At 57.8% G+C, this 22,390-nt stretch carries 21 protein-coding genes and 1 pseudogene; 15 read left to right on the top strand and 7 right to left on the bottom strand.

The annotated features are described in order from the left end of the window. Positions 1 to 201 (top strand): annotated as a pseudogene (locus OKW39_RS42850) (4-hydroxybenzoate octaprenyltransferase); the annotation flags it as partial. A gap of 125 nt (positions 202 to 326) precedes the next feature. On the opposite strand, the gene OKW39_RS42855 reads toward OKW39_RS42850, so the two are convergent. From OKW39_RS42855 to OKW39_RS42870, 4 genes are all read right to left on the bottom strand, one after another. Next, positions 327 to 1,088, bottom strand: coding sequence for an amino acid ABC transporter ATP-binding protein (locus tag OKW39_RS42855; RefSeq protein ID WP_429565634.1), 762 nt, complete (start codon positions 1,086 to 1,088; stop codon positions 327 to 329). A gap of 112 nt (positions 1,089 to 1,200) precedes the next feature. After that, entirely contained in the window at positions 1,201 to 1,959 is a 759-nt protein-coding gene (locus tag OKW39_RS42860; protein ID WP_429565519.1) for an ABC transporter permease subunit, read from the bottom strand. After that, entirely contained in the window at positions 1,956 to 2,660 is a 705-nt protein-coding gene (locus OKW39_RS42865; RefSeq protein WP_429565520.1) for an ABC transporter permease subunit, read from the bottom strand. Before OKW39_RS42865 ends, OKW39_RS42860 begins: the two co-directional genes overlap by 4 nt. A 23-nt stretch (positions 2,661 to 2,683) precedes the next feature. Then, positions 2,684 to 3,487, bottom strand: coding sequence for a substrate-binding periplasmic protein (locus OKW39_RS42870; RefSeq protein WP_429565521.1), 804 nt, complete (start codon positions 3,485 to 3,487; stop codon positions 2,684 to 2,686). 304 nt (positions 3,488 to 3,791) lie between these two features. On the opposite strand from OKW39_RS42870, the gene OKW39_RS42875 reads away from it, so the two are divergent. From OKW39_RS42875 to OKW39_RS42915, 9 genes are all read left to right on the top strand, one after another. Next, positions 3,792 to 4,484, top strand: a complete 693-nt coding sequence (locus OKW39_RS42875) for a TetR/AcrR family transcriptional regulator (protein WP_429565522.1) — start codon at positions 3,792 to 3,794, stop codon at positions 4,482 to 4,484. Between the two features lie 2 nt (positions 4,485 to 4,486). Continuing rightward, complete coding sequence (locus tag OKW39_RS42880) at positions 4,487 to 5,461, top strand: agmatinase family protein (protein WP_429565523.1); 975 nt, start codon at positions 4,487 to 4,489, stop codon at positions 5,459 to 5,461. 300 nt (positions 5,462 to 5,761) lie between these two features. Then, positions 5,762 to 7,114, top strand: a complete 1,353-nt coding sequence (locus tag OKW39_RS42885; protein ID WP_429565524.1) for an aspartate aminotransferase family protein — start codon at positions 5,762 to 5,764, stop codon at positions 7,112 to 7,114. A gap of 1 nt (position 7,115) precedes the next feature. Continuing rightward, complete coding sequence (locus OKW39_RS42890; protein WP_429565525.1) at positions 7,116 to 8,048, top strand: 3-keto-5-aminohexanoate cleavage protein; 933 nt, start codon at positions 7,116 to 7,118, stop codon at positions 8,046 to 8,048. Continuing rightward, a complete protein-coding gene (locus OKW39_RS42895; protein ID WP_429565526.1) occupies positions 8,026 to 8,469 on the top strand; it encodes a PaaI family thioesterase in 444 nt (147 codons plus the stop codon). The genes OKW39_RS42890 and OKW39_RS42895 overlap by 23 nt, the downstream gene beginning before the upstream one ends. A 44-nt stretch (positions 8,470 to 8,513) precedes the next feature. Continuing rightward, positions 8,514 to 9,755, top strand: a complete 1,242-nt coding sequence (locus OKW39_RS42900; protein WP_429565527.1) for a Zn-dependent hydrolase — start codon at positions 8,514 to 8,516, stop codon at positions 9,753 to 9,755. A gap of 769 nt (positions 9,756 to 10,524) precedes the next feature. Beyond that, the gene (locus OKW39_RS42905; RefSeq protein WP_429565528.1) at positions 10,525 to 10,644 is read left to right on the top strand and encodes a type II toxin-antitoxin system YafQ family toxin; all 120 of its coding nucleotides are present in this window, start codon (positions 10,525 to 10,527) and stop codon (positions 10,642 to 10,644) included. Between the two features lie 466 nt (positions 10,645 to 11,110). After that, a complete protein-coding gene (locus OKW39_RS42910) occupies positions 11,111 to 12,535 on the top strand; it encodes a helicase C-terminal domain-containing protein (protein ID WP_429565635.1) in 1,425 nt (474 codons plus the stop codon). Positions 12,536 to 12,624: 89 nt separating this feature from the next. Beyond that, positions 12,625 to 12,924 carry a hypothetical protein gene (locus OKW39_RS42915; protein WP_429565529.1) on the top strand — a complete coding sequence of 100 codons (300 nt, stop codon included), beginning with the start codon at positions 12,625 to 12,627 and terminating at the stop codon, positions 12,922 to 12,924. 247 nt (positions 12,925 to 13,171) lie between these two features. On the opposite strand, the gene OKW39_RS42920 is transcribed toward OKW39_RS42915, so the two are convergent. Together OKW39_RS42920 and OKW39_RS42925 are read right to left on the bottom strand one after the other, a co-directional pair. Then, positions 13,172 to 14,245: an ImmA/IrrE family metallo-endopeptidase gene (locus OKW39_RS42920; protein WP_429565530.1), complete on the bottom strand. Its 1,074-nt coding sequence runs from the start codon at positions 14,243 to 14,245 to the stop codon at positions 13,172 to 13,174. Next, on the bottom strand, positions 14,242 to 14,874 hold the full coding sequence (locus tag OKW39_RS42925) for a hypothetical protein (protein WP_429565531.1): 633 nt from the start codon (positions 14,872 to 14,874) through the stop codon (positions 14,242 to 14,244). The genes OKW39_RS42920 and OKW39_RS42925 overlap by 4 nt, the downstream gene beginning before the upstream one ends. A gap of 444 nt (positions 14,875 to 15,318) precedes the next feature. Here OKW39_RS42925 and OKW39_RS42930 point away from each other — a divergent pair, with 444 nt between their 5' ends. From OKW39_RS42930 to pxpA, 4 genes are all read left to right on the top strand, one after another. Next, positions 15,319 to 17,610 (top strand): bifunctional diguanylate cyclase/phosphodiesterase, encoded by a 2,292-nt coding sequence (locus OKW39_RS42930; RefSeq protein WP_429565532.1) that lies wholly within the window; start codon positions 15,319 to 15,321, stop codon positions 17,608 to 17,610. 51 nt (positions 17,611 to 17,661) lie between these two features. Continuing rightward, a complete protein-coding gene (locus OKW39_RS42935) occupies positions 17,662 to 18,663 on the top strand; it encodes a helix-turn-helix transcriptional regulator (RefSeq protein ID WP_429565533.1) in 1,002 nt (333 codons plus the stop codon). Between the two features lie 176 nt (positions 18,664 to 18,839). Then, complete coding sequence (gene dctP, locus OKW39_RS42940; RefSeq protein WP_429565534.1) at positions 18,840 to 19,904, top strand: TRAP transporter substrate-binding protein DctP; 1,065 nt, start codon at positions 18,840 to 18,842, stop codon at positions 19,902 to 19,904. Positions 19,905 to 20,159: 255 nt separating this feature from the next. Then, positions 20,160 to 20,930 (top strand): 5-oxoprolinase subunit PxpA, encoded by a 771-nt coding sequence (gene pxpA / locus OKW39_RS42945; protein ID WP_429565636.1) that lies wholly within the window; start codon positions 20,160 to 20,162, stop codon positions 20,928 to 20,930. A gap of 22 nt (positions 20,931 to 20,952) precedes the next feature. Here pxpA and OKW39_RS42950 read toward each other — a convergent pair whose 3' ends face one another. After that, positions 20,953 to 21,351 (bottom strand): helix-turn-helix domain-containing protein, encoded by a 399-nt coding sequence (locus OKW39_RS42950; protein WP_429565535.1) that lies wholly within the window; start codon positions 21,349 to 21,351, stop codon positions 20,953 to 20,955. 304 nt (positions 21,352 to 21,655) lie between these two features. On the opposite strand from OKW39_RS42950, the gene OKW39_RS42955 reads away from it, so the two are divergent. Then, positions 21,656 to 22,324, top strand: a complete 669-nt coding sequence (locus OKW39_RS42955) for a lytic transglycosylase domain-containing protein (RefSeq protein ID WP_429565536.1) — start codon at positions 21,656 to 21,658, stop codon at positions 22,322 to 22,324. The last annotated feature ends 66 nt before the right edge of the window (positions 22,325 to 22,390 follow it).

The raw sequence follows: 22,390 nt of genomic DNA on the forward strand, positions 1-22,390 counted from the left end.
TATACTTGGGCAGGCATTTACCTGAGCCTAGGCGCTCCCTACTGGATCGGTTGGGCGATGGCGGTCGGATGCGCGGTGTACCATTTCACGCTCATACGAGGCCGAAAACCCGAAAGCTGCTTCGCCGCCTTCAGGCATAACAATTGGCTTGGCGGCCTTCTTTTCTCCGGGGTTGCCCTTAGCTATCTATTCCGCGATTAGCTTACCGATGCTGGCCTGTACTTCGGCCCGCGTCGTCGCCGTACCCGTGGAAAGGAATGTCGTCCAACGGCACGTTAAGGGGTGATCATTCGCGGCCGATCCTTGATGACGTCGCGCGTAATGCGCTAATGAATTATCTGGGCTATGAAGCTCGCCGTTCGAGCGTGTTGCGGCGCACCGAAAACCTGCTCTGGCGAGCCCACTTCAACGATTTCACCATGGTCCATGAAGACAACCCGGTCGGCGACACGCCTTGCGAATCCCATCTCGTGCGTCACACAGATCATCGTCATACCGTCGTTCGCGAGGGCCACCATCACATCGAGCACCTCCTTGACCATCTCGGGGTCCAACGCCGACGTTGGTTCGTCAAACAGTAGTGCACTTGGATTCAGACACATTGCTCGTGCGATGGCGACGCGTTGCTGCTGTCCGCCCGACAATTGGCTTGGATACTTGTTCGCGTGACCATCTACTTGCACTCTTTTCAACATCGCCATTGATAGCTCTCGTGCCGCATCGCGCTTGATACCCGAATTCCAGCGCGGTGCCAGCATGCAATTCTCTACGGCGGTGAGATGAGGGAACAGATGGAACTGCTGAAACACCATTCCGACCTGCCTGCGAATGCGATACATATTTCGCTCTTTATCGGCCACGGACAGACCGTTCACCGTGATCGTACCTTCCTGATATTTCTCCAGGCCGTTAACGCAGCGGATCAAAGTCGACTTCCCGGATCCTGACGGACCGCAAACCACCACCGTTTCACCCTTCCCTACTTGCAGATCGACGCCTTTCAACACATGAAAGGCGCCATACCACTTCTTAACACCGGTAATATCAATTGCCGGCTCGACTTGGCTAGCTAGCGTCGATGCCTGCATTGATTCGTCATCTACCACCAGAGCGTCGGACTTTCTCACTGAACTCTCCATTGAGCTTTAGAAGGTAACCGAAACCAGTATCTGCGGGATATCGGTCTTGTCACAACCTGCATTAGGCGCGTCGGCCGCGCGGCTGACGTCGCACCGCGCGCATCAGCGCAGTCGCAACGAGTCCGCTAGGCGTGTCTGTTCTGCTTGAACTGTTGATCCTGCGATCCAGCGCATCAAAGGAAAATTGGATGAGTTGAACAATAATCCAGTACAGGACCGCCGCGCCAAAAAACGGTGTAATGGGATCGAAATTCTGGTCGACGGAAGATTTAGCGACCGAAAGCAAGTCAGTCAGGGTGACGACGGTTACGAGTGATGAAGCCTTAAAAAGCATCACGACTTCGTTCCTGTAGGCCGGAAGCATCATTCTTAGAGCGAGAGGAAATAGAACGACGAAGTACGCTACGCGTCGAGTGAGGCCTAGTGCTTTAGCGGCCTGATCCATCCCTGACGGAAGGTTTTTCAGCGCACCCGTTAGGATCTGGGTAACAAAAAATCCGTGATTAATGGAAAAGGCGATCAGCGCACAGGCAAGTGGATTCGAGAAGAAGGCTAGAACTGGAGATGCCTTGCCCACGGTCAACGACCCAATACCGTAATAAATGAAATATAGGAAGACTAACAGCGGAAAGCCGCGCACGATCAATGACACAATTCCTATTGTTCTGCGGACGACCGGGGAGCCGTTGTTGATGCCATATGCGCATACGATAGCTATCACCGCACCGAATATGCATACGGCGAAAGTGAAGATCGTCGAGAACGCTGCACCCTCTAATAAGGGCAGGAGAAGCTTTCGCAAAAGATCAAAATCGATCACGCTACGCCTCCCGCCGATCTCGTTCTATGGATCCGCAGGGCAGTCAAGAGCGCCAAAGACACAGACACGATTGCAACGAAGAAGAAGCCGGCTATACCGAGGTAGTACAACGGTCTGCCTGTCGATGAACCGGCAATCATCCCCACTCGTACTACGTCAGCAATACCAATAACAGACACAAGCGCAGTATCTTTCAAAAGCGCTACCCAAGTGTTGATTAGTCCGGGCAGCGCAATCCTCGCGACCTGGGGCGCGATGACGCCGAGCCACGACGGCCATCGGGTAAGGCCTAGCGCCTCGCATGCTTCATATTGTCCCTTCGGGACAGCGAAGACAGCGCCGCGTAATACTTCAGCGACGTAAGTGGCATAGATCAAAGTTAGCCCACAAAGGCCAGCCACAAAAGGGCTTACTTCAACATCAAATGCAAAGGCGCGGCTTGCAATGTACGGAATGCCGAAGTAGATGAAGAACAGCACTAGAAGAGTTGGAATACTCGAAAAGACCGAGCGGTAAAAACGCCAAAATGCTCGGGCTAAAAAGCGATTGCTACACGCAGCTAGCCCTACTAACACACCAAAGAGCAGAGCGGTCACGAGCGAGGAGACCGCTACCGCCAAGGTGACGGCCATACCGCTGAGAAACATCGCGCCGTATCCAGCGCTTCCTGAACTAAGCGCGCTAAAAAGATCACCGAGCATTGGAAGTCTCCTCCTTTTGGTTTCTACTGACAACGCGCCGGCTCGTCGCGGACCATCACGATGTTCGTGTATTTCTTGCGAATCTTTGTGTAAGTGCAGTCCGCGATCATCGAGTTAAGTGCGCTATTAACCGCATCCAGTGTTCTTTCCTCGCCCTTTCTTATGACCCAAACAGAGCCTTTGCTTTCGAGGCCTGGAGCAAAGAATTCCCGGTCGGAAAGTTTATACTTTCCCGCGTTGGGACCATCCATGAACTTCTGGGTCAGATCGAGCTTGCCGAGGAGGATCGCGTCGATTCGTCCCGCCTGAATATCAATCGCCATCTGGTCAATGCTCTCGTAGGTGACCGGTACGGCCGTCTTGATAACGTCGGTCACCATGACAAGTTGACCGGAACCTTTGTAGACGCCAATGCGCTTTCCGGAAAGGTCTCCGCTGGAAAAACCAGTACTCCAGCTCGCCGGGACAGCCAGGACGCTGGGGTTGTAGACGACCTCACGCGTCAGCAAAGCCTTTGCTTTTCTCTCCGGGGTTTGTAGGAGGTTCTCTGCGATCAGATCCACTTTACCTGTGATGATCGCCGGAAGCAGGCCAGAAAAGTCCATACTTTTGTACGTGCAGTCAGCCTTTGCGCGGGCGCAAACCTCCTTTACAAGGTCAATCTCAAGGCCGGACATCGTACCGTCAGGCTTTGTGATCACGAACGGGGGATAACTGGGTTCGTTGCCGATTCGGATCTTCAGTGGTTCCTGCGCGATCGACGGTGCACTGAACCAACAGATGGCGCACAGCAAAGCCGACGCTGTCCGCGTCTTCACATTCTTCATTTTCCCTCTCCTTAGTGATTACCCCAGTGTGCGACACGCCTGACTTTGTAGAGGAGACCTTCGCCTCCTCACGCCCCAGACGACGATCCAATCATGTTCGGAAAAAATATTGGTGTCCACTACATTTTTATAGTGCACTACACCTTTTTTTCGGCTACGCTGAAGGTGTCGGTCGAGCGGTGTAAGGGCCGAATGGCAGAGCCACGCATGAGTTCGACAGCCAGCTATTGCACTTTCGAACTTCAGCATGTGACCTAGCCATCGTGGGATTTCATCGACAGCCGCAAGGATTGGAGAAGATTGAATGGCTTCAGCGAGAACCGAAGATTCACGTCCGGTCGGTCTACGTGAACGGAACAAAGCGAAGACTCAGGAAAAAATCCTGAGTTCAGCGCGTGCTTTGTTTGCCCGCAACGGCTATCCGGCGACCTCGATGGAGGCGATTGCGGCAGCAGCGAACCTCTCGGCTACCACCTTGTACAACTACTTTGGTACCAAAGGGCAGATCCTCCTGGCAATGATTGCCCGGTCGGACGCCGAGATGATGGCATCAGAGCAGCCGGCGCCTTCAATTGGAGACGGAAGTGCCGATCATATCTCCGCATTTTTAAGTCGCCTTACGCGGCACTCGCTGAAGCGCATAGATCGGGGAACCTGGCGATATGCAATCGCTCATTCCATGATTAGCGAGAACGCCGACGACATCAAAGACGAATACAGTCAAATAAACGGTCGACTAGTCGCTTACATCGTATCCATGCTGGAAATGTTAAACGCGCGAAATAGGTTGCCACCCGTACAAGGCGTCGCAACCTTGGGGCAGATGATCTTCGACATGTACCATGTCCTGTTCATTCGTCTGATCTCGAGCGACGCGCTCTCCGTACAAGAACATGAAGAGACGCTTCATCGTTATGTTTCCGCCGCTATCGGGGCTCAGCCAACTCACAATAAGCCGCCCGCGAAGCTTTTTTCGAAATCAACTACCGAAGGTTAATAATGGCTATCCCTAAACTGCAAGCCCGCCCCTCCTGGTCCGTCCAAAGCGTGGTGGATCTCGCTTACGCGAAACTGGGGTCTTCCCTGACTCCGCCCGAGGAACTCAAGCCCGGCGGGTTTGCGTTTTTTGGTGTTCCTTTCGAAGGACTACTTATCAATGAGATCGGCGGCCGTGGTGGTCCCGATGGATTGCGAAATGCTTTATCGCGACTCCGTCCGTACAGCGTGGACCTCGACGTTAATTTCGTTGAAACAAACGGGGTGTCTGACTTTGGCGACGTTGAAGTTGATTCGATGAGCTATGACATCAGCCTCGCTAACACAGAGTCCGTAATGCGAGCAGTGCTTGAGCGTGGACTGACACCTGTCGTTGCTGGCGGAAGCCACACGATCTCCGAGGCGACGATTCGGGCATTCTCGGAACACCACGGCAAGAACATTGGGGTTGTCTGGTTTGACGGGCACCCGGATCTGATGGACAACTACAAAGGCGATCGTCACTACTGCGGTTGTCCAATGCGGCGCTTGATCGAGAGCGGTCACATCGATCCGAAAAAGGTGGCTTTCCTTGGCCTGCGAGGTTTCGCGAACGCCGCTGGCGAGATCAACTACGGGCGCGAGCTCGGTGTGCGTTTTTACACGATGGAAGAATTCTACGAACGGGGTTGGAAGGCCGTGATGGCCGAAGCCATCGAACGCGTCACGAACGGGACGAATAGCGTGTATTGCACCTTCGACACTGATGCGCTTGATCATGCATCGGCACCTGCTACGCAATATCCCGGGCCGGGCGGTTTCACGTCATATGACGCCATGCGCCTCGTTCGAGGCTTCGCGAAAGCGGGTGTCGGCGCGTTTGATATTACCGAGTACGCACCGCTCATCGACACCAATCGCAGCACCGGCAGCCTGCTTGCAACCTTGATGTGCGAGTTCATGGCGGGACGGGTAGCGTACGAAAAGAGCAAGAAGTGAGAGGCCGGGTTGGCTAAGGACGAAACCGGCGCCCAATCCGCTCGTCCAGCGACGTGGACTTTGGGCGCTGGTTGAAATGTGTTTCTGACCGCGGGCGAGGTGTCGAGCCTGCATGAACTGTTCGATGTTGGCCAATACCAGAATGTCTGTGTGAGTAGATGTGGTTTGCAGGAACCGCGTTTTGTTCCCCGCCAGGCTTTCCCAGCAAATACCGCACCGGATCCGGACGCGACCGATCGATAACCGCAGGAAGAACCTCGTGCCGCGCGTAATAGCGGATAGCGAGAACGGAGCAAGCGAATGACAACAACAGTGCCGGCCGTCGCGAAATCGACGACGATAGCTGCAACCGGGCTACCAAAAGTGGTAAGGGGAGAAGGCGGTTATGTCTTCGATTCCTCAGGTAAGCGGTACATAGATGGTTCCGGCGGTCCCGCGGTGTATTGCCTTGGTTACGGCAACGAAGAGGTGATTTCTGCAATTCACGAACAGTTGACGCGTGTGATGCACGGGTATCGTTACACGTTCACCAGTGACCCCCTGGAGGAGCTCAATGCCCTTATCGCTGAGCAGTGCGGCGGAGGACTTGACGCAATGGTGTTCGTATCGGGTGGGTCAGAGGCGGTGGAATCATCAATGAAACTGGCTCTGCAGTACCACACTGGACGGGGAGAAAGAACTCGGCGTCGATTTATCTCGCGGCAGCGCTCTTACCACGGCAATACGCTCGGGGCTTTGTCTATTTCGGGTTTCAAAGAACGCCGTGACTCGTTCGAAGGATCACTTCTTCCGTCGCACTTTGTCTCGTCAGCAAACGCCTACCGTCCACCCGAAGGCGCTACCGCTGGTGAGGTAACCGATTTTTGCGCACATGAGCTGCGAGAGTCCATACAACGCCTTGGTCCGGAGAACGTCGCTGCTTTCGTTTTTGAGCCGATTGTCGGTGCGGCCGGCGGTGTGGTTCCAGCTCCTCCGGGTTACGCGGCACGCGTCCGCGCGATATGCGATGAGTTCGGCGTCTTGATGATCGCGGACGAGGTGATGTGTGGCAGTGGGCGTTCGGGCACCTTCCGGGCTCTAGAGCACGACGATGTCGTTCCGGACATCATGCCGATCGCTAAGGGTATGGGCGGCGGCTACATCCCTTTGGGCGCTGCCGTTTACAGTCAGAAGGTCGGTCAGGTCCTGAACGACGTATTCGGAGGCCCTCAGACGGGGCACACGTTCACGGGGCACACAACGGCGTGTGCTGCAGGTGTTGCGATCCAACGAATCATGAAGCGCGATCGACTTATCGAGCACGTTAGAGTTAACAGTGCGCGTCTATTCGCTCTCTTGCACGACGCGTTAGACGGTATTGACGCAGTCGGTGACATCCGCGGGCGGGGGTACTTCGCTGGAATTGAGCTCGTATCCGACCGTGTTACGAAGCACCCATTTCCCCCGGAGCGTCAACTCTTTCTTAGGATAAGACAGAGAGCCCTCGAAAAAGGGCTCATCTGCTATCCGTCAGGCGGGAACGTTGATGGCACCGCCGGCGACACCATCATTATCTCGCCTCGTTACAACGCAGCGGATGCGGAGCTTTGCGAGATTGCCGACAAGCTGGGCAGCGCTGTCCGGTTGGCACTCAACGACATCGGAGCTATCTGAAATGGCACGCAACGTCATCATCACTTGCGCGATCACCGGATCAATTCATACTCCCTCGATGTCACCCTACCTTCCGGTGACCGAGGATCAAATCGTCGATGAAGCCGTTGCGGCTGCGCGCGCCGGTGCGGCTGTTGTTCACCTGCATGTTCGCGATCCAAAGACGGGACAACCGAGCGCCGATGCCGATCTATTCGAGCGGGTCGTTTCACGAATCAAAGTCGAAACTGATGCGGTACTGAGCATTACGACTGGTGGTAGCGCGGTGATGTCTATCGAGGAGCGACTGGAAGGTCCAAATCGGCTGGCGCCAGAGCTCTGCTCGCTTAACCTTGGAACAATGAATTTCGGTCTGCACCCGATGGCGAAGAAGGAGCGCGAATGGAGGCACGACTGGGAGAAGCCGTTCCTGGAAGGTACCAAGTCTGGCTTCTTCAAAAACACTTTCGCAGATATGGAGCGAGTGATTCGGGAGCTAGGTGACCGCTACGGAACTAGATTCGAATTCGAGGCGTATGACACCGGCCACTTGTACACGCTCGCGCATCTTGTCGACATCGGTCTGGTGAAGGGAAAGCCGTTCGTCCAATTCGTAATGGGCGTGCTCGGTGGGATCGGTGCAGAACCGGAAACTCTTTTTTCCATGCAACAAACCGCGAGTCGATTGTTTGGCAACGACATCGAATGGTCGGCCTTACCGGCTGGGCGCTCCCAGATACCTCTGTGTGCTGTTGCGGCTGCTATGGGAGGGAACATACGCGTCGGCCTCGAAGATAATCTTTGGTTGTCTCCAGGAGTGCTGGCCAAGTCGAATGCTGAACAGGTTACAAAAGTACGTAACATCGTGACTGAAATGAATTTGGGAGTGGCTTCATCATCTGAAGCCAGACAGCGACTTGGTATCAAAGAAAATGAACGTGTCGGCACTCGATAAACTGCAGTTAATCGCCCGCGGTGAAGTGCCACGACCGGATTTATACGAGACGTTGGACATCGCGGTCGTCGGCGCTGAAGCCGGATCTGTCGTGCTTGAGTTGCGACCGTCGAAGAGACTAACCAACCCTTGGGGCTTTGTCGGGGGCGGAGCCATATCCGCGGTTCTTGACACCGCTACTGCATGGGCCTGCGACACCATGTGCCAAGCGGGCACTGCTTGCACGACTGTCGCGCTCTCGGTCAATTTCCTCCGCGCCGTGCGGATTGACGATCATCCGATGAGTGCTCACGCGACGGCCGTTCATCGGGGATCGCGAATGATGGTCTCTGAGGGACGATTGATAGACAGCAACGGGCGACTGGTTGCGACGGCGACGTCGACTTGCTTCGTGGTCGCAGTTGACGGACAAAATCGGTGACTATCGCCACCTTGAATTCACTAAATATCGCTGGAACAGTTGACATGGATACCAAAGACATCGCCGTTAATTCGACCCGCCTCTGGGATACCTTGATGGAGGTCGCGGCCATAAGCCCCGGAAAGGCCGGCGGGAGCAATCGACAGGCGCTGACTGATGGCGACGGTGAGGTGCGCAGCCTCTTCAAAACCTGGTGCGAGGAGGCTGGCATGAGCACTGGAGTCGACAAGGTTGGAAACATGTTTTTCACGCGTCCCGGGACTGACGATAATGCCTTGCCAGTCTATATAGGATCACATCTTGATACGCAGCCCACCGGCGGGAGGTTTGACGGTGTTCTCGGCGTTCTGGCTGGTCTTGAAGTCGTGCGTACACTCAATGACACCGGAGTTCAAACGAAGCACCCTATCGTCGTGACGAATTGGTCTAACGAGGAAGGGGCGCGTTTCGCGCCGGCCATGCTCGCGTCCGGTGTGTTCGCTGGCGTGCATACTCTGGAGTATGCACATAGCCGAACGGACCTTGATGGGAAGACATACGGCGACGAACTCAAGCGGATTGGTTGGCTGGGAGACGAGGAGCCGGGTAGCCGCAAGATGCACGCGTACTTCGAGTACCACATCGAGCAGGGCCCGATCCTCGAGGAAAACAGCAAGGAAATCGGCGTCGTCACGCACAACCAAGGCTTATGGTGGCTGGAGTTCACACTGACCGGCAAGACGTCCCATACCGGGGCGACGCCGATGCGCATGCGGGTAAATGCGGGGCTTGCGATGGCACGCATTTTGGAATTGGTTCAGCGGGTCGCCTCCGCTTACGGTTCCGATTGCATGGGCGGCGTTGGGCAGATGCGCTTCTTCCCCAATTCGCGCAACGTTTTGCCTGCCAAGGTTGTCTTCACGGTCGATCTGCGGTCACCGGACGAAAGGAAACTAAACGTCATGCGTGCTGACGTCGAGCGGGAAGCAGCGGCCGTCTGCGAGGACCTAAACGTTGACTGTGCGATTGAGGCCATCGGGCACTCAGAACCGGTGACTTACGATGCGGGACTGGTGTCGACAGTGCGCCAGGCGGCCGAGCAGCTGGGGTATAGATCGATGGACATTATCTCTGGCGCCGGTCATGACGCCTGCTGGACCGCCCGCGTAGCTCCCACTACCATGATCTTCTGTCCCTGTGTCGGTGGGGTATCTCACAATGAAGCCGAGGCGATATCGGAAGACTGGGCTGCAAAGGGCGCTAACGTGCTTCTTCACTCGGTAATTGCATCTGCCTTTGCTGGATGAGCGCAAAAAGGTATTGGATCGGCAAGCCAGAGTAGCAAGGCGCAAATCAGACTCAGGGTTACTACCGGTCGGCGGAGAACGGACAGCGAGATTTTTTGACACGCCGTGGATCAGAGATACCATCGCAAGATAGGCCGGAGAATCAAGCCAGCTTCCCATCGACAAAAGGATCGCACATGTGTCGTCTCCCGTTTGTGACACCCGAGCTTATCCTGCTTCTTGACGCGCTCGAACGAGACGAGCAACGAAAAAACTGCGAATTCGGTCGCATCGCAGTGCAAGTTCGGCAGGCTGTCGCTATAGAGATGGGCTGGGTTGTACTGGTCAGCCGGCTATTGCATTGGCGAGTGGGAGGTCATCGGCGCTCCGGCAATCACGAACGCAAGTTTTAGGAAAGCGTTTCTTGACTATATCGTCAGAACATGACGGAGTCGACGGCGATTCCGTCGCGTGACGGCCGTAGCTGGTTTCGCTGCTTATCCGCTTCGGTGCGCGAGCCCGTTCAAGAACGACCATAACGCAGCGACGTTTGACGGGCCGATAAGTATGACGGAAAAATGGTGTCTACGCGGGTCGTCCCGTCAGGCCCAACACCAGTAGCTGTGGTTCATGTCTCTAAGACCAGAGACCGTACACGCGGATGGCGGAGCCCGTTTCATGCGGAAAACTTGCGGCTGACTGCCGTTGTCCGGCTTAGCCAGCACTCGAGCTAGTTAGTGCTACGCCGGGCAACCTTTAACCTATCCGATTATTGGTCGCGAAAGATGTGATGTTGTTGCCGGTTAGGAATGAGGGACTCTTGCCGGCCGAGTACAAGGATCATCCTCTGACGGGAGAATCGGATGACCTCCGCGAATGCTATGTAGGCGGCGATTTTCTGCTCATCTAGCGAATCTCCGCAACCGAGTTCGTGGTCGTTCGAAGCGGCACCCACGCCGAGCTGTTCAAGTGAAATAGAGCCACTGATAGAGCCGTCGCGGAAACGCGGCCGCTCCAGGATGGGCGCACTCCAGTGGGTGCAAGTCGGGGTGCGGTCAGGAAACTGAACAAATCGTACGTTAGCCGCACTGCACAATCAGCGGAATCAAGGATTTGCGATTACATCGACTGTCACGCTGGTTGTCGACAAGTGCGGAAGAAAGAATCCTTGTGCGACAAGGCTTTCCGGGCTGCTGGCGTACGCAAGAATCCGAATCCTGACTGCACCCCTGGTCGGGCGAAAAGATGGTGCTACTGCCATCGTTGATTCACGAGGAGCTCGACCGCGAGCGCATCGTCAGTGGTTACGCCAAGCCACGGCCCAAGCGACCGTACGGCGTGGTCGCGCTCGCGACCGCTTTCGCGCGGGTCAAGGACTGGAGGCCTACGGCGCAACCGTTGCCGACAGGGAGTCCGTCGGAGACGCCATCAACGAATTGCGAAAAGGCACCTACGAGAAGGTGGTTGTTCTGGTAAATCGATATGACGGAATCGACCTTCCCGACGATACCTGCCGCATACTGATTTTCGACGGCAAGCCCTACTCGGAGAGCCTGGTCGATCTGTACGAAGAACTGCGTCGCCCAGACAGCGTGGCCACCTTGATGCGCACCGTACGCACGGTGGAACAGGGGATGGGCCGGAGCGTGCGCGGCGAAAAAGACTACTCCGTGGTCGTGATCGTCGGCTCTGATCTCACGCGTCTCATTCGGGACCGCGAATCGCGTAAGTACCTCTCTTCGCAGATGTCGAGGCAGATCGAGATCGGGCTCGAGATCACGGAGATGGCCAAGCAAGACATCGAGGGCCGCGAAACGCCTGCCGACGCCTTCGCTGGTTTGGTTCGCCAATGTCTCCAACGTGACGAAGACTGGACGGCCTTCTATGCAGAGCAGATGGCCACGGTCAAGCCCTCGGGCGCGAACGAACGCGTTCTTCGCGCTTATGCGGCAGAACTCGTCGCAGAGCAGGCGTATCGAAACGGTGACTACGGTACTGCGGCCGAAATCCTGCAAGGCCTCCTGGACAAAAAACTGGTCGACAGCGAGGATAAGGGCTGGTATTTGCAGGAAATGGCGCGTTATCAGTATCGTGTCAATCGTCCGGAATCCCAACGGCTACAGATTGCGGCACACAAGGACAATCACCTGCTTTTGAAACCGTCCGAAGGTGTGACCGTTGCCAAGCTGACTTTGGTAAGTCAGGGCCGGGTCGAAAGAATTATGGCGTGGGTGAGCAAATTCGAGAACTATGGACAACTTGAGATTGCACTCTCCGACATCCTAGGACGGTTAGTCTTCGGCACCAAGGCGGACAAGTTCGAACTGGCTTTGGATGAGATCAGTCGAGCCATCGGGTTTGCTGGCGAACGGCCGGACAAGGAATGGAAGGAAGGGCCAGACAACCTGTGGGCCCTAGACGATACGCAATACATCATGTGGGAATGTAAGAGCGAAGTCGAAATTGATCGCGCCGAGATCAATAAACGCGAGGCCGAGCAGATGAACCGGTCAAGCGCCTGGTTCGACAAACACTACGGGGGAATGAAGGTCAAGCGTATCATCGTCCATCCGAGCAACGTGGTCGCCAGCGCGGCTTCGTTCACCCATGAAGTTGAGGCAATGCGGGAGACTGAACTTAAGCGATTCGTCAAACAGTTGCGCGAGTTCTTCAAGTCTTTCGAAGCGTTCAATTTCAAGGATCTTTCGGTAGTTCAGCTTCAAAAGCTTGTGAACATGCACGGCTTGTCCGTACCGTCGCTGCTGACTGAATCGACGAAGAAACTGAAGAACCTGAAGTAGCCGTGGCCCGCCAGGCGTGGTGCGCGGTCGATCGCGTACTGGCTAAGAACGGCGCATTGACTCAACTAACTTATAGAAGGAATCGAACCATGGCAATCGAACGTCCGCCGCTTCATTCGGTGTGGGAAAACGCAGAGGGCGATAAGTATTTTGTCGAGGATGTTTCGGAGCCTTTGAGCGAGAAAGAAATCGCCAACGATCCCGACATCAAGACGGCCGCCGAGGCTGACGACGCGCGCGCCAGCTTTCTGGTTACATACGTTCCGTACGACGATCGCGGCGATGAAGGAGCGATCGGTTATGAAGCCGACCATGAGGAATGGGCGGACTTTGTGAAAGAGAATGTGTTGAAGCAGATCGGAATTGAACTTGGACCACGTATACTTTGACTGCACAGGGAGCGCGCCCCCGGGATTTCGACTGAGATGTACACGTTGTGCGCGGGTCAGGAATCCCGAATTGTGCCGCCATATTCTGTGGGCACACCGCACTCGTGTGGGGACTTCATGAAAACCTAATGCGTCGGGTGCTTCGAAGTCTCCTGACTTCAACCGGCGTACAGATTGGGGCGTCTCAAGGGGCGGCATTGCGCGCGTGCACGCGTAAATGTCCGAACCTTGAGGTGACGCTGCTGGGTTACGATACCAGGCGGAGTTTCGAGGATTTTGGATCATCCGGGAAGCGCAGGTCGTGCAACCTGACGAGATCATTACTGTGCATTAACAGGGTCGCTTCCATGTTTTGGCGAGTGTACTTTAGCGTATCGGTAAAGTACCTGGTGATGCCGGGATACGTTTTGGTTTCTTCGCGCTCAAAGGAGTTTGGCTCAGGGAGGCCGAGCCGGCGTAATGAAATCCAAAGACTCTTTTTGCCATAGGGCGTAAGAAAGCCGAGATCGCCCACGCGCTTTAGTAACGCGGCCATCGAGGCACGCCAGAACAGCTTTAGCTTAGCAAGATCTTCGAGGCGCACGTTGTTCAGGCGCGTAAAAATGGCTCGCATTTCGGCCTCCGGCATCAGGAACTCGGCGGCGAACTCGTCGGCCTCGTCCTCCATCTGTTCATGCGGGAAATCGTGCATAACGAGATGACCAAGTTCGTGGGCAAGCGTAAAACGCCAGCGGTCGCCGGGAAGAGCGCCATTAATGAAAATCAAGGGCGGCATATCGGCTAGTCTGATGCTGGTTGCGTCCATTGACCGGGTGCCAAATTCCACCGGGACCACAATGACACCGGCGCTCTCGATGAGAGCCGTAACATTCTTTACGGGGCCGTCGGGCAGTGTCCAAAACTGGCGAACGGCTTGTGCGACGCGCGCGGCGCTGTTCGCATACTCCTCGATGTCTAGCTGCGGCAATGGACGTCGCGCTTTGACCTCGACGGCGTTCAAGAGCTTCGCTAAGTGCATGCGAGTGAGATTGATGATTGCGTGAATGCGTTTTCGATCGCGCGCGGTGAGGTCAGCCTTCTTGCGATAAAAATATGCGCTCGATCCCACGCCAAGTAGATCACCTGGCTGGGTAAGAAAGGCGACCGGCACCTTGAGAGATTCAGCCAACTTCCCCGCGAGTTCGTCCGGAGCGTCCGGCTGCAGGCCGCCTTCAATCTTCGCAATTTTCGCTTGACCGACGTTCGTTAGCTCTGCCAGCTGCTCTTGTGTCAACTCCCGCAGTTCACGCGCGAGGGTGACCATGTGAGGATTGAGTATCATTTCAATGTTGTTCCGTCCAGTAGATCTTCCTCGACAACCGCTGGCCGCCGGGGCAGGAGAATGGCGCCCTCGTCCTCGTCTGCCGTTTCATCTGCCAGACGTTGCTCATACAGGTCTGCCATAACCGTTTCGACGCTTTCGGCCAGCAAGCGGAGTGACCAGGCAATACCTTCCCCGCTGGGGCAGACGAGATATACAGCATCGATTTCCGTCGCGGCTGAGTTCAGCGTGTATCCGAGTTCCAGGTGGCACGCGCCCGGCATCCCATCCAACTGTTCCTGGTTCTTGAAGTCGCGAACCTGTCCCGTAGATACATTAGCGGTGCGGAGTTCGCCGTCCATCTTCTTCATGCGAATAGCGAAGACGCCGACCGGGGAGCCGATGACAAGTACCTTTAGCCTGTTGACGTCTACCAGATCCGCACCCTCCGTCGCCTCGGCAAATCGCGCCGCGCGGTCGACCCAGTGGTCGTGCACGATGTTGGCTCGGGTTGTCGAGTTATGGATTGCGCGGACTGTGTCCGAGTATCGACTTCCGTAATCGGCCCAGCTGTCCATGCAAAGGGTACGCATCATGCCGAGATAAGGGGTCAGCGCTTCAAGTGAAGCGGTACGAGCGGCGACGGTCATCCAAAGCTCCTGTTGGCTGTCGGCCGGATTGTATCGCAAACGGAACAAATATAGGAAAATATTCCTGATTTTATTCCTGTGGATTCTTGAGCATGGCCATTTTCACGGTATGCACCGCTTCGCAGTGGGCGGCGGCGAGGCGCCGATGGTCGGCGTCACACCTCCTGCAATGCCCTCAGGCGGCCACCGCCAGACCGCCTTACTCCTGCGAGCCGGCAGACGCCCCGCCTGTTCGACTAACGCTTGGGGAATGGTCACTGCCTAACAAGACGGCCCGCCTCTGTTTTTTATGGTGGCTGGCCATCGCTCTCGTTATGGTGTCAGCGGCTGCGGAGCGCAGCATCGCGTGAGTAACATCTTGTAACGCAATATCTGGGAAAACCTCTGTATTGTCATTGTTCAGACGAAATTGGCCGCGCGGCATCCGGCGAGGAGGCAACCGTCATGGACACAAGGATCCGGCGGGGCAGAAGGGCATTAGTGAACTGGCTGGAGCGCTTACACCGACTGGCCCCGGCGAAGTCCGTCGTCTGGGTTCCTGCAGGCACATTCGCATTGATCCTGGTCCTCTGGATCGGAACGATCTCGCGTATCCAGGCGGAAGGACGGGAAGCACGGCAGGCGGCGGCTGGCGCTACTTCCCAGGTGGCATCGTCGTTTGCTGCTCATATCGACAAGACGGTGCACGATGCCGATGTCGCCGTACGCTGGATCAAATACGAATACGAGCGCTCGCCGTCAACGTTCCGGCTGGACACGTATAAAGAGAAGGGGTTGATTTCCGCAGGTACCGCACTGCAGGTCACCATTGTCGGGCCAGACGGCGAAGTCTTGCAGACGACGACGCCCGAGGCGCAGCCCGTCAACGTCAGCGACCGGCGACACTTTCTTGCCCATAAAAGCAGCCCGGATATTGGACTGTATATCAGTCGGCCGGTGTTAGGTCGCGTATCTCACCATTGGACGCTGCAGTTCACGCGTCGCCTGAACAACCCCGACGGGTCTTTCGCGGGCGTGGTGGTGGTGTCGGAAGATCCCGACTTTCTCACTACCGGCTTCAACAATCTCGAGGCCCTGGGCGTGGGCGGCATGCTCGTGGTGATGTCAGATAACGGCTACCTGCTCTCGCGCCTGGCGAGCGGTGAGCATGCTTCGCCAGTTGGACCACCAGCGTCCGCGTATCGCGAAATGGTCGATGCGAAAGGTGAAGGGTTCACCGATCCCGTGGACCGCGTGCCTCGCATCGTTACCTATCGGCATTCGACGCAGTATCCGGTGGCGGTGCTGGCCGGCATCTCGGAAAAGGTCGCGCTCGCCGGGTATCGGCACGCCAGGGATCTGTACATCCTGATGGCCGGCCTTCTCACGGTCGTGCTGCTGGCAGCGGCTGCGATCATTACGGCAACGATGACGCGGCTGGTGGCAGCCCGGGCACGAATGCAGCACCTTGCGGAAACAGACGCGCTGACGGGTCTCCCCAATCGCTACCTGCTCACTGAAATCCTGCGGCGGAGGATCGGGCGCGAGAGGCCGCTCGACAGGCTGGCGCTCCTCTTCGTCGATCTCGACAACTTCAAGCGCATCAACGACGCGCTGGGCCATCAGACGGGCGATGAACTGCTCCAGAATGTGGCGCGGCGCCTCGTGAGGGTGGCCGGAAACAAATCGTTCGTTGCCCGGGTGGGCGGGGACGAATTTGTGCTGGTCGTCGAGGGGATGGATGTCGCTGTCGCCGCACGCGACATGGCCCGGTCGATCATCGATACGTTCGAGCTCGCCTTCGGGCTGCGCGGCAACAGCTATGTAATGCGTGTGAGCATCGGCGTTGCCGTCTACACGGCGGAGTCCGAAACGGAATATGACCTGCTCAGGCAGGCGGACCTGGCCATGTACGCAGCGAAGGAGGAGGGCAGGTCGGCGAATGCAAGCCGATACCATACTTTTGCCCCGGACCTGGCAGTCCGGGGGATGCGCGATATCGAACGGCAGCAGGAACTGCAGTACGCGATCCAGAACAATGAGTTCTTCCTCGAGTACCAGCCGATCGTGTCGCTGGACACGGGAGACACACTGGGCGTCGAAGCGCTCGTGCGCTGGCGCCACCCGGAAAAAGGCATTGTCCTACCGGGCGAGTTTATTCCGTTTGCGGAAAGCACGGGATTCATCATTCCCATTGGCGAGCTGATCCTCGAGGCGGCCTGCGCCCAGTTCAGTGAATGGATGGAAAGCGATCCGCGCCCGCTCTATCTGTCTGTGAACGTGTCGGCCGCGCAGCTGGTCCACGGGGATCTGATCGGCGTGATCCGCCAGTGTCTCGAGCGGCACTCGATTGATCCGCGGCGGCTGAAGCTCGAAATCACGGAGACCGCCATTCTCAAGGACGCCGCTCTCATTGCACGTCGCCTGAAAGAACTGCGACTGCTCGGCGTCAGGGTGGTGCTGGACGACTTCGGAACCGGCTATTCGTCGCTGGCTCACCTGACCAATCTGATGGTTGACGGCGTGAAAATCGACCGGAGCTTTACGCGGGGCGTGCCTGGCGACAGGACGGCGCTCGCGATGTTCCAGAGCATTGTTTCGCTGACGCATGATCTCGGACTTTCACTCGTGGTCGAAGGCGTCGAGACGGAGCAGCAGGTCAACTGGCTACGCCGCTTCGGACATATCGAGGTGCAGGGTTTCTATTTCTGCCGGCCGGTCGCACCGGGTAGTCTGCAAGCCGGTCGCGCGGCATAGGGTGCGGCCATGCGCACACTAGCTGCCGGCCGCGCGGATCGAGACGGCGAAATGCTCTTCGAGGCCGCCATGCACGTCACGCGCGATCGTGTCGCGTTGCAATTGTGGCGGAATCCGGATATGTCCTGCGTGCTGGAACGGCAGCTTGTCAGGGCCGACGGGGTGACCATGACACAGATTCTGCTGGCAGCGGACCGTGACACATTGCAGGAGTTCATCGCCGCGGATCCATATGGCGAGCACCTGCGCCCGCAATATGAATCCCTCTGCCGGATCCACCGCGAACAACTGGAAAGCCAGTCGGGGCGCCCCGCAGCGCGGCAACGCCCGTGCGATCCGCTCGACCAGATCGGTCGCGTTCGCGGCTGCCCGAACGAGGCGGAGCTGATGGCAATAATCAGCGGCGTGCTTCTCCCTCTGGGCGCACAGTCCTACACCTATCGCTGGTTGCATGTCGACGAAAGGACTGGCGCCATTGACGGGCAACGCTGCCTCATTGGATGTCATCCTGGCTGGATTCACGCGTACATCAGTCACCAATGGTACAGGACGGATCCTGTCATCGAGTATGCGCGAAAGAACGGCGCCCTGATACTTGCAGGCGATATTGAGTCGTTCGGCGACGATGGCCGCGCGAGGGAGGCAGCAGCGCAATACGGTTTCCGGAGCGCTATCGTCTGTCCGGCGCATCGGCCTTCCGGTACGTTGATCGGCCTGCTGCAGGCCGGCAACGAACTGCCTCAGCCGGAAGGCGAGCGTGTGCTCTGGCAGGACCGGAGCCGCGCGCTGCTACGCTCGCTTACGGAGGAAATACTCGAGTGGCGCATCGTCGCGCAGCGTGAGGAGGAGGCTAGCCGGATCGATCTCGATCCGCGCGAGCGGATCGTCCTGCGCCTCGTGAGGGCGGGCCGCACCGCGTGCAATGTTGCGGACAGCCTCGGCCTTTCGGAAAGAACGGTCTACGACATCTTCAAGAAAATCAACCGGAAGCTGGGCGTTTCGCATATCACCCGGGCGGCCGCAATGGCCACCGACAAGGGGCTGATTGAATAGCGGGAACTGCCGTTTTTTAAAACGGAACAGAGCATCATAGCAAAGGATGTGGCTCCTGCATACGTCAGAATCCATCCGGTTTTGACATAGCGTTCTCCGCTAAAGTGACTTCCACCTGACCCGATCCCGCGCTTGCCGCGGCGATGCGGCCGCCTCCTTGTCGAATAATCCTGCCGATGATCCGTATCCGATTAGGACAACGTATTACGCATGCCGTGCTGGCAGCCTTTCTCGCCTGCGGGACGGCAGGGCATGCGGCACGCGCGGGCCAGACATGGACGATCGCATCGGACCATCCAGCCGATACCGCAGCCGGTCGAGGCGTTCAATCCTTCGTTGCAGCGTTGACCCGACAGACGGACGGGGTCCTGACCGGGCGGGCCGAATTCATGGCGAAAGCCGCGACGAAGGACCCTGTGGCGGCGGTACTGGACGGCAACGTGCAGGCCGTAGACGTGTTTGCCGGGGCGCTGGCACACGTCGATCCCATCTTCGAGTTGTCGACACTGCCATTCGCGGTCCGCTCGGAGGAAGAGTCCCGGCGCCTTGCCTGCCTCGCGAAACCGGCTTACCGGCGTGCGTTGCTGCGTGCGGGTCTGCACCTGCTTTTCATTTCACCCTGGCCTCCCACCGGGCTCTGGTCGCGGCAGCCGGTGACGACGCTCGCCGACCTGGCCAATCTGCGGGTGCGGACCTACGACGACGCCTCCGCCGAGGTACTGGGGGCGCTGGGTGCCCATGGCGCCGCGCTACCTGTCCAGGACGTCGGGTCGCTTCTCCGCAACGGTCGTCTTGACGCAGTCCTGTCGTCGGGTGATGGGGCGGTGGGTATCACTCTCCAGGCGAATCTGTCGAATTTCAATGCGATCCACTACGCGTTTCCCGTGTCATTCGTGGTGATGAGTCAATCGCGCTACGAGGCGCTGCCGGAAAAACTCAGGCCCAAACTGGACGCAGCCGCCAATGAAGTCGAGTCGCAGCAATGGACGTCCCTGCCTGCGCGGATTCGGGCGAACGACGTGCAAATGCAGCATGCAGGGGTGAGGGTGAACACCTCGATCGACAACGCGCTGGACGTGCGCCTTCGCGAAGCCGGTCAGGCCCGCGTGTACGACTGGCTGTCACGGGTTCCGCCCGAGGACGCCGACATCATCAGAACGTTCCAGCACCAGGAGGCGCCAGCGGCGCAAGTCCCATGTCCACTCAGTCTGCTCGAGGCAGGGCGCGGTACCCGCGAATAGCGGCGTTCGCACGCCCGCGCGTGATCGTTCTGGCGGTCGTGATCGCCTACGGGCTGCTGCTCGTCGCCAGTACCGCCCATATGTCCGCGGCGGAACGTGCCGCCGCGTTGCTGCCATGGCGGGGCACTGGCTCGTCGGTGTGGTCGCTACGCGTCCGGCTGGGTGATCAACGGTGTGATATCGACAACGTATTCATCGGTGACGGCATGGTTCGTACCGGCAACCGTTGTGTATTGGAAAAGGATGGGACAAGTCATGAGCGAAAAAGCAATTGACCTTAACGTCGACATCGGCGAAGGCTTCGAGCACGACGGCGAACTGCTGCAGTACGCCACGTCGGTCAACGTGGCGTGCGGATGGCATGCCGGCGATCCGCTAACCATGCGTCGCGTCACGACGGAGGCGATTCGCCAGGGCGTCGCGATCGGCGCGCATCCGAGCTTTCCGGACCGCGAAAACTTTGGCCGGGCGGCGATGAACCTTCCTGCGGATGAGGTGTATGCCGGCGTGCAATATCAGGTTGGTGCGCTGGCTGCTGTGGTGGCCGGGCTCAGCGGGCGCGTCACGCATGTGAAACCGCACGGCGCCCTTTACAACCAGGCGGAGGAAGACGCCGACCTGGCCCGCGCGATCGTGCATGCCGTCCGCGATATGAATCCGGGGCTGGCGATCTTCGGCCTCGCTGGGGGACAACTTGTGCGGACCGCGCGTGATGAAGGGCTGGTGGCGATCGAGGAAGGCTTCGCCGATCGGGCGTATACGCCGCACGGCAAGCTCGTGCCTCGATCACAGCCGAACGCAGTGCTCGAAAGCGATGAACTCGCCTGCGAGCAGGTGATCAGCATGGCGCGCGATGGCCGGGTCAGGGCATCGGACGGTAGCTGGGTCAGCATCAGCCCGCAGTCGTTGTGTCTGCATGGAGACGGAGCGCATGCGGTGGCGTTTGCCAGACAGATCCGTGCAGTGCTGGCCACGGCTGAAATAGCAGTCCGTTCTTCCTCGCACCCAGCGCACCTGGCTTCATGAGTGCGTTGGGCGATTGAATGGGTCAGGAAACGAGGGCGATTGCTTTCTGTACGAGAAGCGGATCCACTTCACCGGTCTCCGAAGCGCTTTGATAGATGAGGGAAATCAGTTTAGCCATCTTTGCTGCGTCAATTGAACGCCCGGCGCTGGGAAGCCCGGCATCGATAGCGACGAAGACGCGACACAGGATGCCTTCATCGATAGCACCGTAACGAGACGAGCGTTTTCCCGTTACCAGGTACGCAACATCAAAGCCATGCATTGCAAGAGCAGCCAGATAGCCCACATCGGGAAGCCGCACTGACTGTTCGTAATTGAACTGGGCGCGACGACTTACGCCAGCAATCGCTTTCATGTCGCCCTGTGCTAGCCCCATACGTTCGCGTTCGGCTACCAGCCGGGCACCGAAAGTTTCTGGCATAAATGTGCTCAAATATTGACAATGGGCACAAACGTGCCTATATTGTATGAAGTTGAATAACCTTGCTCAGTATACGGGTGGCACATCCCAATGAAAACCTCGGAGGCGCGGCAGCGTGTAGCGAGGCGACAGCGGACGAGGGAAGGTGGGTGCGGAGAAACAGGTAGTAGAAGCGGCTGGCACTGATGTAGCGAGGATCTGCGCCAGCCTGACCAGTTGTTGAAACCTGCGAGGTCGACAATGGCTGAAGCCATCATATCGTTTGAGCCTGGTCAGCGCCGGAGCGTTGGCGAGGGGCGCAGTCATGCTTGACTTCGACACGCTGGCCCAGCAATGCGCACCCGGCGTCCACCCCACGACGCTTCAGGCGGTCGTGCGCACTGAATCGGGCTTCAATCCCTATGCGATTGGCGTCGTCGGTGGTCATCTCGCGCGTCAGCCGCGAGATCGCGCAGAAGCCGTGGCGACGGCAAAGGCGCTCGATGCCCAGGGGATCAATTTCAGCATGGGGCTCGGCCAGGTCAACAGGACGAACCTCGCCCGTTACGGCCTGACCTACGAAACCGTATTCGACCTGTGTGCAAACCTCAAGGCCGGTGCCGACATTCTGCGCAGCTGCTACATGCGCGCGGCCGCCACGATGGGGGCGGGGGACCGGGCGTTGCGCGCGGCAATCAGCTGCTATTACAGCGGCAACTTTACCCGCGGCTTCGCGGCCGACTCCAATGGGACAAGCTACGTGCAGCGCGTATCGGCCAACGCGCAGCCTGTCGATACGTCGAGCAGTCTCGTCCCCGCGATTCCCGTCGTGATGGACCGGCCGCAGGCGGGCGCCCCTGTTCGCGTCCGACCGGCCACCGCACAACGTGCAGGCGCGAGCCGCAACGAAGCGGTCGCCGACCCGCAAAGCCAGGCCCACCCGTCATGGGATGCGTTTGGCGACTATCCGTGCGCCGGAACGTCGTGCAAATGATTTACCCCGGCGTGCATGGCGACGCCGGTGACTCACCGCCCAAGGAGAAATCATGCATCACAAAGT

Origin of the sequence: Paraburkholderia sp. MM6662-R1 (genome assembly GCF_050436245.1) — a bacterium.
Classification (GTDB): domain Bacteria; phylum Pseudomonadota; class Gammaproteobacteria; order Burkholderiales; family Burkholderiaceae; genus Paraburkholderia; species Paraburkholderia tuberum.

Bases quoted from the DNA above. Each gene is read 5' to 3' on its own strand.
- OKW39_RS42855 (WP_429565634.1), bottom strand. From the start codon at position 1,088: ATGCAGGCATCGACGCTAGCTAGCCAAGTCGAGCCGGCAATTGATATT.
- OKW39_RS42865 (WP_429565520.1), bottom strand. From the start codon at position 2,660: ATGCTCGGTGATCTTTTTAGCGCGCTTAGTTCAGGAAGCGCTGGATAC.
- OKW39_RS42870 (WP_429565521.1), bottom strand. From the start codon at position 3,487: ATGAAGAATGTGAAGACGCGGACAGCGTCGGCTTTGCTGTGCGCCATC.
- OKW39_RS42875 (WP_429565522.1), top strand. From the start codon at position 3,792: ATGGCTTCAGCGAGAACCGAAGATTCACGTCCGGTCGGTCTACGTGAA.
- OKW39_RS42880 (WP_429565523.1), top strand. From the start codon at position 4,487: ATGGCTATCCCTAAACTGCAAGCCCGCCCCTCCTGGTCCGTCCAAAGC.
- OKW39_RS42885 (WP_429565524.1), top strand. From the start codon at position 5,762: ATGACAACAACAGTGCCGGCCGTCGCGAAATCGACGACGATAGCTGCA.
- OKW39_RS42890 (WP_429565525.1), top strand. From the start codon at position 7,116: ATGGCACGCAACGTCATCATCACTTGCGCGATCACCGGATCAATTCAT.
- OKW39_RS42895 (WP_429565526.1), top strand. From the start codon at position 8,026: ATGAACGTGTCGGCACTCGATAAACTGCAGTTAATCGCCCGCGGTGAA.
- OKW39_RS42900 (WP_429565527.1), top strand. From the start codon at position 8,514: ATGGATACCAAAGACATCGCCGTTAATTCGACCCGCCTCTGGGATACC.
- OKW39_RS42905 (WP_429565528.1), top strand. From the start codon at position 10,525: ATGTTGTTGCCGGTTAGGAATGAGGGACTCTTGCCGGCCGAGTACAAG.
- OKW39_RS42915 (WP_429565529.1), top strand. From the start codon at position 12,625: ATGGCAATCGAACGTCCGCCGCTTCATTCGGTGTGGGAAAACGCAGAG.
- OKW39_RS42920 (WP_429565530.1), bottom strand. From the start codon at position 14,245: ATGATACTCAATCCTCACATGGTCACCCTCGCGCGTGAACTGCGGGAG.
- OKW39_RS42925 (WP_429565531.1), bottom strand. From the start codon at position 14,874: ATGACCGTCGCCGCTCGTACCGCTTCACTTGAAGCGCTGACCCCTTAT.
- OKW39_RS42930 (WP_429565532.1), top strand. From the start codon at position 15,319: ATGGACACAAGGATCCGGCGGGGCAGAAGGGCATTAGTGAACTGGCTG.
- OKW39_RS42935 (WP_429565533.1), top strand. From the start codon at position 17,662: ATGCTCTTCGAGGCCGCCATGCACGTCACGCGCGATCGTGTCGCGTTG.
- dctP (WP_429565534.1), top strand. From the start codon at position 18,840: ATGATCCGTATCCGATTAGGACAACGTATTACGCATGCCGTGCTGGCA.
- pxpA (WP_429565636.1), top strand. From the start codon at position 20,160: ATGAGCGAAAAAGCAATTGACCTTAACGTCGACATCGGCGAAGGCTTC.
- OKW39_RS42950 (WP_429565535.1), bottom strand. From the start codon at position 21,351: ATGCCAGAAACTTTCGGTGCCCGGCTGGTAGCCGAACGCGAACGTATG.
- OKW39_RS42955 (WP_429565536.1), top strand. From the start codon at position 21,656: ATGCTTGACTTCGACACGCTGGCCCAGCAATGCGCACCCGGCGTCCAC.